Source organism: Geodermatophilus sp. SYSU D00696 (genome assembly GCF_054050235.1).
In genome coordinates, this window is the sequence record NZ_JBJGYY010000020.1 from 15,055 (window position 1) to 28,378 (window position 13,324).

The window sequence follows — 13,324 nt, forward strand, 5'->3', positions numbered from 1 at the left end:
CGGTCAGCCCCGGCGGCTCAGCTGCCGGCGCGTGCGCGGCCGGGGCACGGCCGCCGACGGCGACGGACGGCCCGCGGCCCGCTCGAGCAGCAGCGCCTCGGCGTCGGTGCGCTCCAGCGGCCGGGCGAAGAGGAAACCCTGGGCGGTGTCGCAGCACCCCTCGGCGAGCAGCCGCGCCTGGTGCTCGTGCTCCACGCCCTCGGCCAGCACCTCCAACCCCAGCGTGCGGCCCAGCTCGATGGTGCCGCGCACGATCGCCGGCAGCGGGTCGCCCTCGGCGATCCCGTGGACGAACGAGCGGTCGATCTTGAGCACGTCCACGGTGAACTGCTGGAGGTGCGCCAGCGACGAGTAGCCGGTGCCGAAGTCGTCGAGCGCCAACCGGACACCCAGCGCCCGCAGCGCCGCCAGTGACGCGGCCGCCCGCTCCGGGTCGTCCACCAGCGCGGTCTCGGTCACCTCGAGCACCAGCGCGGAGGCCGGCAGGCCGCTGTCGGCCAGCGCGGCCGCGACGGCACCCACGAGGTCCGGCGAGGTCAGCTGGGTGGCCGACACGTTGACCGCCATCGTCAGGTCACCGGCGCCGGGGTGGGCCTGCCGCCACGCGGCCCCGGTGGCGCAGACCTCGCGCAGCACCCACGCGCCGATCGGACCCATCAGGCCCGCGGCCTCGGCCACCGGCACGAACCGGTCGGGGCCCACCGGGCCCAGGCGCGGGGAGTCCCAGCGCAGCAGCGCCTCGAAGCCGGTCACCCGCCGGTCGGCCAGGGCGACGACGGGCTGGTAGACCAGCCGGAACTCCCCGCCCGCCAGCGCGCCGCCCAGCTCCCGCTCCAGCTCGCGGGCCGCCTGCACCGCGGCGCGCATGCCGGGCTCGAACAGCCGCACGCGGTTGCCGCCGTCGAGCTCGGCGGTGTACATCGCGAGGTCGGCGTCGCCGATCAGCGACCCGGCGCCCACCTCGCCCCGGCCGACGGCGACGCCCACGCTCACCGACAGCGTCACCGGCCCGGCGTCGAGCTGCACCGGCCGGCGCAGCACCTCGACCACGCGCGCGGACGTGGCCAGCGCCTCGTCGTCCCCTCCGCCGGCCTGCTCGACCAGCACGGCGAACTCGTCACCGCCCCGCCGGGCCACGGTGTCGTCGGCCCGCACCGCCGCGCGCAGCCGGGCGGCCACCTCGCGCAGCAGCGCGTCCCCGGCGGCGTGGCCGAGGGTGTCGTTGACCGTCTTGAAGCCGTCGATGTCCAGGCAGACGACCGCGGCCGAGCCGCCGCCGCGCACCGTGCGCAGCAGCGCCTGCTGGACGCGGTCGGCGAACAGCTCCCGGTTGGCCAGGCCGGTCAGGCCATCGTGCAGGGCGGAGTGCGCCAGGGCCTCCTCGGCGCGGCGGCGGCCGGTCACGTCGGTGACGTGCACGACGACGCCGCCGACGTCGGGGTCGTCACCCAGGTCGACCAGCCGGACGCCGAGCCAGCGGTCCTCGCCGCGCCAGCGGGCGGGCACCTCGGCGTCGACCACCGTGCCGGCCGCCTCGAGCGCCCGGTCGAAGACCCGCTGGGCCTGCTCGAGGTCGAGGCCGGCCAGCCGCACCGCCTCCCCCGCGCTGTGCCCGCGCAGCGGGGCGGTCCCGAGGACCGCCGCCATCGGTGCGGGGTCGCTGAGCAGCCGGCCGTCGCGGGAGACCACCAGGACCGCGTCGGAGGAGTGGGCGGCGAGCTTGGCCGCGTGGCGCTCCCGCGAGCGCAGCAGCGCCCGGGCCGCCGCCTCGCGGCGCACCAGCAGCGCGGCGCGGAGGAAGACCAGCGCGGTGAGCACCACCATGCCGGCGAGGATCGCCACCGGGTCGCCCGCGCCGCCGCTCGCGTGGACGGCGAGGTCGGTCGTGGGCGGCACCAGCAGCGCGCCGAGGCACACGGCCAGCCGCGCCAGGTCCGACCGCCGGGACGGCGCGGGCGCGGTCCCGGACGCCGGGGAGCCCGGCAGCCAGGTGGCGACCGCCAGCAGCACGCTGCCGAGCACCCAGCCGGCGTCGAGCAGGGAGCCGAAGCTGTCCGCGTCGGCGTGCAGCAGGTAGGCGACGTCGGAGAACAGCCAGCACGCGCAGGCGGCCGCCACCACCAGCGACGTCCGCTCCCCCTGCCGCCGGGTCGCCAGCAGGCGCACGACCAGTCCGATCAGCGCCGCGTCGAGCGCGGGGTAGCAGGCGAGCGCGATGCGGGTGGGCAGGTCCAGCGACGCGTCCCCGACGGTCGCGGCGATCGACACCTCCCACACCACCAGGAGGACGGCGACGAAGACGACCAGCGCGTCGATCCAGCCGGCCACCTGCTCGTCGCGGTCGTCGGTGTGGCTGCGGGCGAGCAGGGCCAACCCGATCGCCAGCGCGACGTAACCGGCGAGGTAGACGGCGTCGGCCGGGCCGGCCCCCGTGCCCGACCCGGTGGAGGAGGCCTGCACCTGCCACAGCACGTCGCCGACGGCGGAGAGGGTCGCGCCGGCGGCGATGCACGATGCGGCCGGGCGACGGCTCCCCCGCGCGGCCCCGCCCCAGGCGGCGACGACGGTCAGCCCGACGACGCCGAAGTAGAGCGCGGTGCCCGCGGTGCTGCCCGACCAGGCGGCCAGTGCCCACAGCACCAGCGCGACCGGGACGACGGCCGCGCCGAGGACCGCCCGGCGCAGGACCGCAGGGGGGACGGCGACGCTGCCGACGCGGACGCTGGTCGATGACACGGTCTGCGCATCGGCGTGGAACGGAACGGTCTGGAACCCTTCCGGTCGCCGGTCCCCCGCGGGGGTGACCCCGGGTCAGCTCCCCGGGCGCAGCACCGCCACCACCACGTGCGGCCCCGGCTCGCGCAGCGCCGTCCCGAGCTGGTCGGCGAGGTCCTCGGCGGTCTCGGCGCGGGTGGCCGGCACGCCCATGCCGGTGGCCAGCGCGACGAAGTCCAGGGCCGGGCCGCCGAGGTCGAGCAGCTGCCCGGCCCGTTCGCCGCCGCCGGTGGCGCCCACCCGGGACAGCTCCCCCTGCAGGATCGCGTAGGAGGCGTTGTCGTAGAGGACGACGGTGACGTCGAGCTGCTCGCGGGCCATCGTCCACAGCGCCTGGACGGTGTACATGGCGCTGCCGTCGGCCTGCAGGGCGACCACGGGGCGGTCGGGGCAGGCCACCGCCGCGCCGACCGCCATCGGCAGGCCGTCGCCGATCGCGCCGCCGGTGAGCGCCAGCCAGTCGTGCCGCGGCGCGCCGGAGGTCAGCTCGGCCAGCCCGATCCCGGAGGTGATGGCCTCGTCGACCACGATCGCCCGCTCGGGCAGCAGCGCGCCGACCACCGCCGACACCGTCCGTGGCGCGAGGCGCCCGGTCGGGAGCTCCGGGCGGGAGGCCTCCAGCAGCTCCGGCTCGGCACCGGCGGCGACCTCCCCGGCCAGCTCCTCCAGCGCCGCGACGCCGTCCTCACCCGGTGCGGAGAGGACGTGCACCGTGCAGTTCTCGGGCACCGGCGTGCCCGGCGTGCCCGGGTAGCCGAAGAAGTGCACCGGGGAGGTCGCCCCGGCCAGCACCAGGTGCCGCGTGCCGGCGAGCGCCTTGATCGCCACCTCCGGCGGGTAGGGCAGCTTGTCCACGGCGGGCAGCCCCGCGCCGCGCACCATGCGCGCGGGGAAGGTCTCGGACAGGAGCCGCGCGCCGGTGCCCGTGGCCACCCGGGCCGCGGCCAGCAGGCCGGTCTCGGACGCCACGACGTCGTCGCCGACGAAGAGCACGGTGGGCTCCCCCGACCGCAGCACCGACGCCGCCGCGGACACCGCGGCGGCGGGCACCCGCGGGCGGGGGCGCGCCGCCGGGGGGTCGGCCACGGCCGCGCCGTCGGACCACGAGACGTCGGCCGGCAGGACCAGCGTGGCGATCTGGCCGCGGGCGGCCGCGGCGACGGCGTCCACGGCGTCGGCGGCGACGTCCTCGGGGGCCAGCGAGCGGCGGACCCAGCCCGACACGGTGCCGGCCAGCGCGTCGACGTCCGACTCGAGCGGCGCGTCCAGGCGCTTGTGCGAGCGGGCGTGGTCGCCGACGACGTTGACCATCGGCGCCCGGCCGCGGCGGGCGTTGTGCAGGTTGGCCAGCCCGTTGCCCAGGCCCGGGCCCAGGTGCAGCAGCGTGGCGGCGGGCCGGCCGGTCATGCGGGCCCAGCCGTCGGCGGCGCCGGTGGCCACGCCCTCGAAGAGGGTGAGCACGCCGCGCATCTCCGGGACGTCGTCGAGCGCGGCGACGAAGTGCATCTCCGACGTGCCGGGGTTGGCGAAGCAGACGTCGACGCCGGCGTCGACGAGGGTGCGGATGAGAGCCTGGGCGCCGTTCACCGGGAGACGTGCACCTCGGTCACCTCGTAGTGGGTCATCGTGGCGCCGCCGGTGGCGAAGGAGGCGATGTCCTCGGCCCCGGCCTTGCCCTCCTCGGAGGCGAACGCCGCGCCCATCGCCTCCTCGGAGTCGAAGTCGAGCTCCGCGACGAGGTAGGGCGCGGGGCGCGAGGGATCCAGGGAGTGCGGCCGGCCGGTGGTGAAGCGCACCAGGCCCGGCAGCTGCACGGTCAGCGGGACGTGCGTGTCCCGGTAGTGGGCGTCGAACGCCGCCGGGTCCTCGGGCTGCCCGTAGCTGACGACGAGCCTGTGCACCATCTGCGCCACTCCTGGGGGTCGGGCCGGGCGCCGCGCCCGGTCGGCCCCACCCTGTCAGGCACCGCCCCGTCCCCGCGACCTCAGAAGGTGATCACCAACCGCCCGCGCACCCCGCCGGCGGCGAGCACCCGGTGGGCCTCGGGCGCCTCCTCGGGCGCGAACGCGCGGGCCACCCGCAGGGTCAGCGCGCCGGACTCCACCTGCTCGCGCAGCCGGTCGAGGGCCGCCGCGTTCTCCGCGTAGTGGCGCACCCGCGTGGGGAAGGCCTCGACCCGGCCCGAGCCGTCGCCGCGATAGCCGCGCACCGTGGCCAGCCGGCCGCCGTCGCGGATCGCCGGCAGCACGTGGGCGTCCTGCACCGAGCCGTCGGCCAGCCCGTCGACGCCGTCGGGGAACTCGGCGCGGATCCGGTCGGCCACGTCGTCGCCGCGCCGGACGACGACGTCGGCGCCGAGGTCGCGCACCAGCTGCTCGTCGGCCTCGGAGGCGTCGGCGACGACGGTCAGCCCGTCTGCCTTCGCCAGCTGGACGACGTAGCCGCCGTAGGCACCGGCCGCGCCGGTCACCGCGATCACCGACCCCGGCGGCAGGGCCAGGTGGTCGAGCGAGAGCCGGGCGGTGAGGGCGTTCATCGGCAGCGTCGAGGCGGCCACGGCGTCGGCGCCCGCCGGCACCCGGGCCACCGAGGCCGCAGGCAGCACGAGGTCCTCGCGGTACCCGCCGTGCGCGCCGGTGGGCACGACGATGCCCATGACCGCGTCGCCCACCGCGACCCGGTCGACGTCCTCGCCGACCTCGACCACCTCACCGGCGGCGTCCATGCCCGGCACCCACGGCGGGGTCTTCACCGGGTCGCGCCCGGCGTAGGCGCCCTCGCGCAGGTGGGTGTCGGTCGGGCTGACCGCCGCGGCCCGCACCCGCACCCGCACCTGGCCGGGCCCGAGACGCTCGTCCGGGACGTCGACGACGGAGAGGGCCTCGGGCCCGCCGAACTCGGTCACTCCCACGGCTCGCACGCCCCGACCTTAGGGGCCTCCCGCGCCATGACGTCACGGGGCTTGCGGATGACGTCACGGTGGTGTCAATATGACGTCATGGACCTCACGCCGTACGTCGAGCAGCTCCGCCGGGAGCTGGCGCTGGCCGCCGCGCCGGGCGGTGAGGAGGCGCAGGCCCTCGCCGAGCGGCTCACCGCCCCGCTGGAGTCCTCGGTCCGGCTGGCCCTGCTCAGCGCGCTGTCCGCGGCGGCGGAGGAGATCACCGGCCAGCTCGCCCCCGGCTCGGTCGACGTGCGGCTGCGGGGCAGCGACATCGGCTTCGTCGTCACCCCTCCCCCGGCCGAGGAGCACCTGCCCGCGCCGGCTCCCGAGGCGGTCGTCCCCGACGCCGACGACGGCAGCACCATCCGCATCACCCTGCGGCTGCCCGAGACGCTCAAGGTCCGCGTCGAGGAGGCCGCCGCCCGCCTCGGCTCGTCGGTGAACACCTGGCTGGTCCGGGTCGTGGCCGACGCCGTCGCCCGGGCCGACCGTCCCCCGGCCGCCGAGCCGCGCCGTTCGCGCTGGTCGGCGGGCCAGTCCTACACCGGCTGGGTCCGCTAGCCCGCACACCGCACACGCACGCCCGCACCGCACCCCCGGCCGACCGGCCGGGGCCGATCCGGCACGCCCGGGAGGCGCCGCCATGCCCACCTTCGACACCCCCGACCCGATCACCGCCCGCATCGACGTCGCCGCCGGCAGCGTCCGCGTGCGGGCCACCGACCAGCCCGTCACGGTGGTCGACGTCCGGCCGCACGACGACCGCAGCAGCGCCGACGTCCAGGCCGCCGAGCAGGCCACCGTCACCTGCGCCGGCGGGCACCTGCTGGTCCGCACCACCGGCCGGCCGCGGCTGCTGTTCCTCGGCTCCGGCGGCGAGGTCGACGTCGACGTGGCGCTGCCCGAGGGCTCGTCGGTCGAGGTGCGGACGACGGCCGGCGGGATCTCCTGCTCCGGCCGGCTCGGCCGCGCCGCCCTCGAGAGCCGCCACGGCGACCTCCGGCTCGACTCGGCCGCCGGGCTGCGGGCCCGCACCAGCAGCGGCGGCATCACCGTCGGCGCCGTCTCCGGCGACGCCGTCGCGCAGACCGACTACGGCGACGTGCGGATCGGCCGCACGGACGGCGACACCCGGCTGCGGACCAACTGCGGTGACGTCACCGTGGACCACACCGCCGGCTCGCTGCTCGGGAGCACCAGCTACGGGAGGGTGCGCGTGGGCGAGGCGGTGCGGGGGTCGCTGGTGCTGGAGACCGCCTACGGCGAGGTCGAGGCGGGCATCGCCGCGGGCACCGCGGCCTGGCTGGACCTGCAGTCGGCCTCGGGCAGCATCCGCAACGAGCTCACCGCCGCCGACGGCCCCGAGGACGCCACCGGCACCGTGCAGCTCAAGGCGCGCACCGCCTACGGCGACATCCTCGTCCGCCGGGCCTGAGGAGGACCGGGATGACCGCCGCCGTCACCGCCGCCATCGCCGTCACCGGCCTGCGCAAGGCCTTCGGCCCGACGACCGTCCTCGACGGGCTGGACCTGACCGTGCCCGAGGGCACCGTCTACGCCCTGCTCGGCCCCAACGGGGCCGGCAAGACCACCACCGTCGACGTCCTCTCGACGCTCCTCCCCGCTGACGGCGGCGAGGTCCGCGTCGCCGGGCACGACCTGCACCGGGAGCCGGACGCGGTGCGCGCCGCGATCGCGCTGACCGGCCAGTTCTCCGCCGTCGACACGCTGCTCACCGGCGCCGAGAACCTGCGGCTCATGGCCGACCTGCACCACCTCGGCCGGGAGGAGGGCCGCCGCCGCGCCGCCGAGCTGCTCGCCCGGTTCGACCTGACCGACGCGGCGGGGAGGCCGCCGGCCACCTACTCCGGTGGCATGCGCCGCCGGCTGGACCTGGCGATGGGGCTCATGGCCCGCCCACGGGTCGTCTTCCTCGACGAGCCGACGACCGGGCTCGACCCGCGTAGCCGGCGGGCGATGTGGGACGCCGTCCGCGATCTGGTGGCCGACGGCGTCACGGTCCTCCTCACCACGCAGTACCTCGAGGAGGCCGACCAGCTCGCCGACCGCATCGGCGTCCTCGACGGCGGCCGGCTGGTGGCCGAGGGCACCGCCGACGAGCTCAAGCGGCTGGTCCCCGGCGCGTCGGTACGGCTGCGCTTCCCCGACGCCGCGGCGCTCGGGCGGGCCGCCCGCGCCCTGCCGACCGGCACCGCCGACCCCGCGGCGCTGGTCCTCGAGGTCCCCGGCGACGGCAGCGTGCCCGCGCTGCGGGCGCTGCTCGACCGGCTCGACGACGCCGGCGTCGAGGCCGCCGACCTGACCGTGCACACCCCCGACCTGGACGACGTCTTCCTGGCCCTGACCGGCCGGCCGGCTCCCGAGGAGGTGGCCTCGTGACCACCCTGGCCCTCACGCTGAGCGACTCCGCCACCATGCTGCGGCGCAACCTGAGGCGTGCCGTGCGCTACCCCGGGCTGACGGTGATCGTGGCCGCGCTGCCGATCGTCTTCCTGCTGCTGTTCGTCTACGTCTTCGGCGGGACGCTCGGCGCCGGGCTGGGCGCTCCGTCCGGCGGCCGGGCGGAGTACGTCACCTACGTCGTCCCCGGCATCCTCGTGCTGGCCGTCACCGGCGGCGCGCAGGGCACGGCGATCGGGATCGCCATGGACATGACCGAGGGCATCATCGCCCGGTTCCGCACCATGTCGATCGCCCGGGCGTCGGTGCTCACCGGGCACGTCGTCGGCGCCGTGGTCCAGACGCTGGTCGGACTGGCGCTCGTCCTCGCCGTCGCGCTGCTGGTCGGCTTCCGGCCGGACGCGACCGCCCTGGAGTGGCTGGCGACGGTCGGCGTCCTGGCGATGACCTCCTTCGCGCTGTCCTGGCTGTCGGTGGCCATGGGGCTGTGGACGAGGACGGTCGAGGCGGCCAGCAACCTGCCGATGCCGCTGATGCTCCTGCCGTTCTTCGGCAGCGGCTTCGTGCCGGTCGAGTCGATGCCCGGCTGGCTGCGCTGGTTCGCCGAGCACCAGCCGTTCACGCCGATCGTCGAGACGCTGCGCGGCCTGCTCACCGGGACGGCGATCGGCTCCTCCGCCCTGCTCGCGGTGGCCTGGTGCGCCGGCATCGCACTGGTCGGCCACCTGTGGGCCCGGGCGAGCTACGAGCGCCGCCCGCCCCGTTGACGCGCGAGCGGCCCGGGACCGTGGTGGTCCCGGGCGGCGTCCTCAGCGGCGCAGGCCGTACTCCCGGAGCAGGCCACGGCTGATGATCGTCTTCTGGATCTCGCTGGTGCCCTCGCCGATGAGCAGGAACGGCGCCTCGCGCATGAGCCGCTCGATCTCGTACTCCTTGGAGTAGCCGTACCCGCCGTGGATGCGGAACGACTGGGTGGTCACCTCGGCGCAGTACTCGCTGGCCAGCAGCTTGGCCATGCCGGCCTCGACGTCGTTGCGCCGGCCGGCGTCCTTGAGCCGGGCGGCGTTGACCATCATCAGGTGGGCGGCCTCGACCTTCGTGGCCATCTCGGCGAGCTGGAACGCGATCGCCTGGTGCTGCACGATCGGCTTGCCGAAGGTCTCCCGCTGCTGGGCGTACTCGACGGCGAGCTCGAAGGCGCGGATGGAGATGCCGCAGGCGCGGGCGGCGACGTTCACCCGGCCCACCTCGACGCCGTCCATCATCTGCGCGAAGCCGCGGCCGGGCTCCCCGCCGAGGACCATGTCCGCGCCGATGCGGTAGCCGTCGAACACCAGCTCGGTGGTGTCGACGCCCTTGTAGCCCATCTTGTCGATCTTGCCGGGGATGGTCAGGCCCGGAGCGACGGTGCCGAAGCCGGCGGGCTTCTCCACCAGGAAGGTGGTCAGGTTCTGGTGCGGCTTGTCCGCGCCCAGGTCGGTGCGCACCAGCGCCGCGACCAGCGTGGAGGAGCCGCCGTTGGTCAGCCACATCTTCTGGCCGTCGATGACGTAGTCGTCGCCGTCCCGCACGGCCTTGGTCCGGATGCCCGCGACGTCGGACCCCAGGCCCGGCTCGGACATCGAGAACGCGCCGCGCACCTCGCCGGTGGCCATCCGCGGGAGGAAGTGCTCCTTCTGCTCCTGCGTGCCGTGCTGACGGATCATGTAGGCGACGATGAAGTGGGTGTTGATGACGCCCGAGACGCTCATCCAGCCGCGGGCGATCTCCTCGACCACCAGCGCGTAGGTGAGCAGCGACTCGCCGAGACCGCCGTACTCCTCGGGGATCATCAGCCCGAAGATGCCCAGCTCCTTGAGCCCGTCGACGATCTCCTGCGGGTAGACGTCGCCGTGCTCGAGCTGCTGGGCGTGCGGGATGATCTCCTTGTCCACGAAGCTGCGGACCGTCGACAGGATCTCCTGCTGGATGTCGGTCAGGTCGGCGGTCTGCGCCAGTCGGGCCACGTCTGCTCCTCCGGGACTCCGGTGTCCGTGTTACCGGCGAGTATGGGCCACCCCCCGGGCACCGTCGCCGTGTCCCGGGTCACCCCCGCGCCGCTCCGAGGCATAGGAAGCAATCCCCACGAATCGGGGCCGCGAACGTGCGGATGGCTTCCTATGCCTCTGGAGGTACCTAGGCCTCTGGAGGTGCCTAGGCCTCCGGCGGGGTGAACGACGACGTGCGGGACATGCCCGCGGCGCGGCCCTTGCCCGCGACGACCAGCGCCATCTTGCGGCTGGCCTCGTCGATCATCTCGTCGCCGAGCATCGCCGAGCCCTTCTTCCCGCCGGCCTCCGACGTGTACCAGTCGTAGGCGTCGAGGATGAGCTCGGCGTGGTCGTAGTCCTCCTGCGACGGCGCGTAGATCTCGTTGGCGGCGTCGATCTGCCCCGGGTGCAGCACCCACTTGCCGTCGAACCCGAGGACTGCGGAGCGCTTGGCCACCTCGCGGAAGGCGTCGACGTCGCGCACCTGCAGGAAGGGCCCGTCGATGGCCTGCACGCCGCGGGCGCGGGCGGCCATGAGGATGGTCATGAGGATGTGGTGGAACGGGTCGCCCGGGTAGTCGGGGTGCAGCGCACCGACCACCAGCGAGCGCATGCCGATGCTGGCCATGAAGTCGGCCGGGCCGAAGATGATCGTCTCGATCCGGGGGCTGGCGAAGGCGATGTCGTCGACGTTGACGAGCCCCTGCGCGGTCTCGATCTGCGCCTCGATGCCGATCCGCCCGACCTCCAGGCCGTTGGTCTTCTCGATCTGGGTGAGCAGCAGGTCCAGCGCCCGCACCTGGGCGGCGTCGGCGACCTTGGGCAGCATGATGCAGTCGAGCTCGGCGCCGGCGCCCTCGACCACCTCGACGACGTCGCGGTAGGTCCACTCCGTCGTCCAGTCGTTGACCCGGACCGTGCGGATCCGCTCACCCCAGCCGCCCTCGTTGAGCGCCGCGACGACGTTCTTGCGCGCGCCCGGCTTGGCCAGCGGCGCGACGGCGTCCTCGAGGTCGAGGAACACCTGGTCGGCCGGCAGGCCCTTGGCCTTCTCCAGGAAGCGCGGGTTGCTGCCCGGGACGGCCAGGTTGGAACGGCGGGATCGGAGCTCGGCCACGGTGCCTCCAGTGGTGATCGTTGATCGGAGGGTAGTGACGGCCCGTCGGTCCCCTCGCAGGGTCCCGCCACGAGCGGCGGTCGGCCTCCCTGCAGGGGCCCGCCGCGAGCTTGCGAGCGGTGGGGGGCAGGGAGGTCCTTGCAGGGGGGCGAGGGGGTCCGTCGTCAGGTGACCGGTTCCACCGGCGTCACCGGCCGGCCCGCGCGGACCACCAGCGCCACCCCGGCGACGACGGCGACCATGCCCGGCAGCGCGAGCAGCGGCGGGGTCTGCTGCAGCAGCACCAGCGCGACCAGCAGCGCCCCGGGTACCTCGAGCAGCACCGCCAGCCCGACCACCGTGGGTCCGACCGTGGACAGCACCAGGTTGAGCAGGGTGTGCCCGAGGATCTGGGCGCACACGGTGATCGCGGCGATCAGCCACCAGTCGCGGGCGCTGAACCCGGCGAGCGGGGTGGTGGTCACCAGCGCGGCCAGGGCCAGCACCACCGCGCAGGTGGAGTAGCAGACGACCGAGTAGGCCGACGTCGCCAGCCGGGTGCGCGCCCGGGCGCCGGCCAGCATGTACCCGCCGGCGCAGATCGCGCCGAGCAGCGCCAGCCCGTCACCGGCCAGCGCCTCCAGGCTCACCGCGACGTCGACCCCGGCGATCAGCGCCGCGCCGACGACGGCCAGCGCCAGCCCGACCCACACCTGCGCGGGCAGCCGCACGCCGGAGACCCGCGCGGCCAGCGCCGTCCAGACCGGCGTCGTGGTGACCAGCGCGGTCGACGCGGCGACGGTGGTCATCGACAGGCTGGGCAGCCACGCGGCGAAGTGCGCGGCGAGGAACAGCCCGGCCACGACCGACGTCGTCAGGTCCCGCGGCCGCAGGCCGGTCAGGGTGGCCCGCTCACGGCCCAGCAGCACCGGCACGAGCAGCGCCGCGCCGGCGGCGTTGCGCCAGAAGGCGATCGCGAGGAACGAGGCGGTCACCATCGCGGTCAGCGGCCCGGAGAACGAGATCCCGACGACGGCGACCGCCATGAGCCCGACGTCGCGGGCGCCCGGGCGGTGCACCGCCCACGGGTCGACCGCGCCTGCCCCTCGGCCCTGCTGCAGGGTCCCGCCGCGAGCCTGCGAGTGGTGGGGGGCAGCAGGGTCCTTCATGGCACGCGGATGCGACCGGCTGCCACCGGCACCACCGCGCCGGCCACCGTGGCCGTGGACGCCCGGCCGCCGTCGGCGGTGACGGTGCAGCGCAGAACCGACGGCCGGCCCATCGCCTCGCCCTGGCGCACGGTGTAGGCCGACGTGCCCTCCGGCGCCAGCAGCCCGGAGGCCACCAGCCACACGCCGGCGCCCAGCGCGGCCGACCCGGTGGCGGGGTCCTCGCTCCAGCGGAGGTCGTGGGCGAAGACCCGGGCGTAGGCGGTCGAGGTCGCAGCGTCCCAGGAGAGCACCGAGACGCCCTCCCCCACGCCGAGCGCGGCCAGCGCCGCCGGCTGCGGGGCGGCGTGGTCGACGACGCCGGGGTGCACGGCCAGGAAGGTCCACGGCAGGCCGCACCCGGCCACCCCCGCCGGCACGCCGACGACGTCGGCCGCGGCCAGCCCCAGTGCCTCCGCGAGCACCGCCGGGTCGGGGCCGTCCTCGGAGGTCGGCCGGCCGCCGGTGAGGGTGGCGCCGTCCTCGGTGACCTCGATGGGCAGCACGCCGGCCCCGCACTCCTGGTGCAGCGTGCCCGCGGGCAGCCGGCCGGTGCGCACCAGCGTGTGCGCCGCGCCGACGCTCGGGTGCCCGGCGAAGGGCAGCTCGGCGTACGGGGTGAAGATGCGGACCCGGTACGACGCGCCGGGCTCGGTCGGCGCGCACAGGAACGACGTCTCCGACAGCGCGAACTCGTCGGCCAGCGCCTGGCACTGCTCCGTGGTCAGGTCGTCGGCGTCGAACACCACCGCCAGCGGGTTGCCCGCGAACGCCCGCGGGGCGAAGACGTCGACGACCTCGTACTCCACGGAACCCGGGGTGGCCACGGCCCGACGGTAACCTCACGAAC

12 protein-coding genes are annotated in these 13,324 nt (G+C 75.7%); 4 read left to right on the plus strand and 8 right to left on the minus strand.

What is annotated here, in order from left to right:
• Positions 1-3 precede the first annotated feature (3 nt).
• The 4 genes from ACI79O_RS14015 to ACI79O_RS14030 form a co-directional block, all read right to left on the minus strand.
• On the minus strand, positions 4-2,736 hold the full coding sequence (locus tag ACI79O_RS14015) for a putative bifunctional diguanylate cyclase/phosphodiesterase (RefSeq protein WP_456914453.1): 2,733 nt from the start codon (positions 2,734-2,736) through the stop codon (positions 4-6).
• Between the two features lie 75 nt (positions 2,737-2,811).
• Positions 2,812-4,362: an acetolactate synthase large subunit gene (locus tag ACI79O_RS14020; RefSeq protein WP_456914454.1), complete on the minus strand. Its 1,551-nt coding sequence runs from the start codon at positions 4,360-4,362 to the stop codon at positions 2,812-2,814.
• Positions 4,359-4,679, minus strand: a complete 321-nt coding sequence (locus ACI79O_RS14025) for an EthD family reductase (RefSeq protein ID WP_456914455.1) — start codon at positions 4,677-4,679, stop codon at positions 4,359-4,361. Before ACI79O_RS14025 ends, ACI79O_RS14020 begins: the two co-directional genes overlap by 4 nt.
• Positions 4,680-4,759: 80 nt before the next feature.
• Entirely contained in the window at positions 4,760-5,695 is a 936-nt protein-coding gene (locus ACI79O_RS14030) for an NADP-dependent oxidoreductase (RefSeq protein WP_456914456.1), read from the minus strand.
• Positions 5,696-5,773: 78 nt separating this feature from the next.
• On the opposite strand from ACI79O_RS14030, the gene ACI79O_RS14035 reads away from it, so the two are divergent.
• The 4 genes from ACI79O_RS14035 to ACI79O_RS14050 all read left to right on the plus strand — a co-directional run bounded on the left by ACI79O_RS14035 (position 5,774) and on the right by ACI79O_RS14050 (position 8,907).
• Positions 5,774-6,280 (plus strand): hypothetical protein, encoded by a 507-nt coding sequence (locus ACI79O_RS14035; protein ID WP_456888466.1) that lies wholly within the window; start codon positions 5,774-5,776, stop codon positions 6,278-6,280.
• Between the two features lie 82 nt (positions 6,281-6,362).
• Complete coding sequence (locus ACI79O_RS14040; protein ID WP_456914457.1) at positions 6,363-7,154, plus strand: DUF4097 family beta strand repeat-containing protein; 792 nt, start codon at positions 6,363-6,365, stop codon at positions 7,152-7,154.
• Positions 7,155-7,165: 11 nt separating this feature from the next.
• Positions 7,166-8,119 (plus strand): ATP-binding cassette domain-containing protein, encoded by a 954-nt coding sequence (locus tag ACI79O_RS14045; protein ID WP_456914458.1) that lies wholly within the window; start codon positions 7,166-7,168, stop codon positions 8,117-8,119.
• A complete protein-coding gene (locus tag ACI79O_RS14050) occupies positions 8,116-8,907 on the plus strand; it encodes an ABC transporter permease (protein WP_456914459.1) in 792 nt (263 codons plus the stop codon). The genes ACI79O_RS14045 and ACI79O_RS14050 overlap by 4 nt, the downstream gene beginning before the upstream one ends.
• A gap of 42 nt (positions 8,908-8,949) precedes the next feature.
• Here ACI79O_RS14050 and ACI79O_RS14055 read toward each other — a convergent pair whose 3' ends face one another.
• The 4 genes from ACI79O_RS14055 to ACI79O_RS14070 all read right to left on the minus strand — a co-directional run bounded on the left by ACI79O_RS14055 (position 8,950) and on the right by ACI79O_RS14070 (position 13,301).
• Positions 8,950-10,146, minus strand: coding sequence for an acyl-CoA dehydrogenase family protein (locus ACI79O_RS14055; RefSeq protein WP_456914460.1), 1,197 nt, complete (start codon positions 10,144-10,146; stop codon positions 8,950-8,952).
• Positions 10,147-10,333: 187 nt separating this feature from the next.
• The gene (locus ACI79O_RS14060) at positions 10,334-11,287 is read right to left on the minus strand and encodes an HpcH/HpaI aldolase/citrate lyase family protein (RefSeq protein WP_456914461.1); all 954 of its coding nucleotides are present in this window, start codon (positions 11,285-11,287) and stop codon (positions 10,334-10,336) included.
• Positions 11,288-11,451: 164 nt separating this feature from the next.
• Positions 11,452-12,345: a DMT family transporter gene (locus ACI79O_RS14065; RefSeq protein WP_456888478.1), complete on the minus strand. Its 894-nt coding sequence runs from the start codon at positions 12,343-12,345 to the stop codon at positions 11,452-11,454.
• Positions 12,346-12,431: 86 nt separating this feature from the next.
• On the minus strand, positions 12,432-13,301 hold the full coding sequence (locus ACI79O_RS14070) for a PhzF family phenazine biosynthesis protein (RefSeq protein WP_456914462.1): 870 nt from the start codon (positions 13,299-13,301) through the stop codon (positions 12,432-12,434).
• Between the last annotated feature and the right edge of the window lie 23 nt (positions 13,302-13,324).

Coding starts and splice junctions, on each gene's coding strand:
- ACI79O_RS14035 (WP_456888466.1), top strand. CDS start 5,774: ATGGACCTCACGCCGTACGTCGAGCAGCTCCGCCGGGAGCTGGCGCTG.
- ACI79O_RS14045 (WP_456914458.1), top strand. CDS start 7,166: ATGACCGCCGCCGTCACCGCCGCCATCGCCGTCACCGGCCTGCGCAAG.
- ACI79O_RS14025 (WP_456914455.1), bottom strand. CDS start 4,679: ATGGTGCACAGGCTCGTCGTCAGCTACGGGCAGCCCGAGGACCCGGCG.
- ACI79O_RS14040 (WP_456914457.1), top strand. CDS start 6,363: ATGCCCACCTTCGACACCCCCGACCCGATCACCGCCCGCATCGACGTC.